Source organism: Cohaesibacter sp. CAU 1516, assembly GCF_005771485.1.
In the GTDB taxonomy this organism is placed as follows: domain Bacteria; phylum Pseudomonadota; class Alphaproteobacteria; order Rhizobiales; family Cohaesibacteraceae; genus Cohaesibacter; species Cohaesibacter intestini.
In genome coordinates this window covers 1-2,284 of record NZ_VANT01000032.1, presented here as the reverse complement: position 1 = coordinate 2,284, position 2,284 = coordinate 1, and the positions used below count along the sequence as shown (strand labels likewise).

General features: G+C 51.9%; 3 protein-coding genes and 2 pseudogenes. 4 read left to right on the top strand and 1 reads right to left on the bottom strand.

Annotation, left to right across the window (positions count from 1 at the left end):
- A partial coding sequence (locus tag FDK21_RS20450) for a transposase (protein ID WP_138150705.1) occupies window positions 1-377 on the top strand: 377 nt, incomplete at its 5' end.
- Entirely contained in the window at window positions 374-772 is a 399-nt protein-coding gene (locus FDK21_RS20445; RefSeq protein ID WP_138150704.1) for an IS5 family transposase, read from the top strand. The genes FDK21_RS20450 and FDK21_RS20445, both read left to right, overlap by 4 nt.
- A 339-nt stretch (window positions 773-1,111) precedes the next feature.
- On the opposite strand, the pseudogene FDK21_RS21005 reads toward FDK21_RS20445, so the two are convergent.
- Window positions 1,112-1,251: pseudogene (locus tag FDK21_RS21005) on the bottom strand (transposase domain-containing protein); the annotation flags it as partial.
- Between the two features lie 89 nt (window positions 1,252-1,340).
- Between FDK21_RS21005 and FDK21_RS20435 the strand changes: the two are divergent.
- Both FDK21_RS20435 and FDK21_RS20430 read left to right on the top strand, forming a co-directional pair.
- Window positions 1,341-1,859 carry a helix-turn-helix domain-containing protein gene (locus FDK21_RS20435; RefSeq protein ID WP_138150702.1) on the top strand — a complete coding sequence of 173 codons (519 nt, stop codon included), beginning with the start codon at window positions 1,341-1,343 and terminating at the stop codon, window positions 1,857-1,859.
- 110 nt (window positions 1,860-1,969) lie between these two features.
- A pseudogene (locus FDK21_RS20430) lies at window positions 1,970-2,119 on the top strand (helix-turn-helix domain-containing protein); the annotation flags it as partial.
- Window positions 2,120-2,284 lie beyond the last annotated feature (165 nt).

The window sequence follows — 2,284 nt, the reverse complement described above, 5'->3', positions numbered from 1 at the left end:
GAAGGGGCAGAAAACAGACCAAATATCGCAAGAACTGCGCAATCAGCGCTGCAATGAACCGTGGCCGCCGGTCACAACGATGTTCCATCGGTCAAATTGGGTGGTTTTTGCGGGTCTCCAGCTACGTATTAAAGAACGGCCTTCAATGGAAGGATGCCCCGAAGGGGTATGGCCCTCACAAGACGCTCTATAACCGCTTCCGGCGTTGGACTGAGCTTGGTGTATTTGACAGTATTTTTAGTCATTTGTCAGCTCAGGATGGACCGCCTGATACGCTTATGATTGATGCCACCCATTTGAAGGCCCACCGCACCGCGTCAAGCCTGGTAAAAGGGGGCTTCTTCCCCGCCACATTGGCCGCACAAAAGGTGGATTGAACACCAAATTGCATGCCGTGTGTGATGGAGAAGGGCGACCGGTTGCTATGTGCCTGACAGCGGGACAGGTCTCGGATCATACCGGCGCCAAAATCCTGTATCCGGTTTTGCCTGACGGTAATGGTGCGACGATGATTGCCGACAAGGGCTACGATTCTGATGAATACCGAGCTGCCCTTCATGCCAAAGGGATCGCATCCTGCATTCCACCGCGCAAAGGACGAAAAGCCCCTACTTCATTTTGTAAAACACAATACAAACAACGCCATAAAATCGAAAACATGTTCGGGCGCCTTAAGGATTGGCGCCGCATTGCAACCCGTTACGATCGGCGTGCAGACATTTTCATGGCTGCAATTACCATCGCGGCCATCGTCATATGGTGGATTCAATGAGTCCTGAGCCTAGGCATTGTTCAGCGCGGACTAAAGAAGGAACAGGCTACATCGGAGGTGGAATTCAAGTTTTCACTGCCAGACACTTGGTCGGTGCGGCTTTTCGTGGCCATATGCCGCAAACATGATGTCCGCCCCTATCGTTATCTTCGCCAACGGCGGACGACGGTGCAAGTCCGGACCTCCCGGCGCTTTCTCGATGAGATCATCTGGACGGAATTTTCCGCCTTGCAAACCGAGTTGGAGATTTATTTCGAGGAGACGGTTGATCATCTGATCAAAGTAGCGATGCATTCAGACGGCGATGACAGTTCTCTTGAAGTCAGGCAACTACTGTAATCATGTGTAGATGGGATGGTTGCCCAGGGCAGCAACTCCTCAATTCTGGACTGAGGATGGTTGTTTGCAATCCTCTCGAGGCTAGTCTTGAGATAATCGAACGGCTCAATACCATTGAGCTTGCAGGTACCTATCAACGAGGCAATCATACCCTTGGCACGAAATTTTGACTCTTTTGGGATTCCATTCTGAGAAGATTTCTGATTCAACATGGCAAAGGAGATTTGCCATGTCCGCCGCTTTGATTCTTCGCGATGATTTTGATGCGATCAGTCTTCGCCATCTTGCCAAAGGCTGCCGCAATGCCAAACAGAGCCGACGTCTGTTGGCGATAGCTGCCGTCTATGACGGTATGAGCCGGGCTGATGCCGCTAGGGTTGGTGGCATGGATCGCCAGACTTTGCGAGATTGGGTTCTTCGGTTCAATGAACAGGGCCCCGATGGTCTTGTTGATCACAAGGCAACCGGTGCTCCTATGCGTTTGACCCCAGAACAGATCAAGGAGTTCATTACCATCGTGGAGGCAGGTCCCGATCCCGAGACGGACGGCGTCTCGGTCTGGCGCAGTCAGGATCTGGTGCACGTGCTCGAAGAACGGTTTGGGGTCTCCTACAAGGATCGTGGAGTGCGGGGATTTCTGCGACGCCTCGGCTTTGTACGCATATCTGGCCGCCCTCAACATCCAGACCAAAAGGCTGAAGTCATTGATGTTAGTGGCCGGTTTATTCTCCCCGAAAAGGGCAAGTGAAAATTCCCCAGTCTGGCGCTGAGTTGCCAATCATGAGGGGCATGCCCCTCATGATTGGCATTTGCGAAATTTTCGTCCCGAATGTCCCCTGATATTGGGGGATTTTGCGGATGATCCGACTGAGAGAAATTGTTTTGATACAGGATTTGAAACGACAGGGCCTGAGCCTGAGTGCGATAGCGCGCCAGGTTGGTTGCGATCGCAAGACCGTGCGCAAATATCTTGATCAGGGGCTTGAAGCCCCTGTTTATGGCCCACGGCCTCTGCGAGGCAGCAAGCTTGATGGCTATCACGACTATCTGAGAGCCGGATTTAAAAGTAGTTGAGCGATATCAATAGGTTGTGATTCAACCGTCTTTGATGAGAAGATGGAGGGTCATATGCCTTGGGATGATACCGCTCGGGTTCAATATAACCGGGATAAG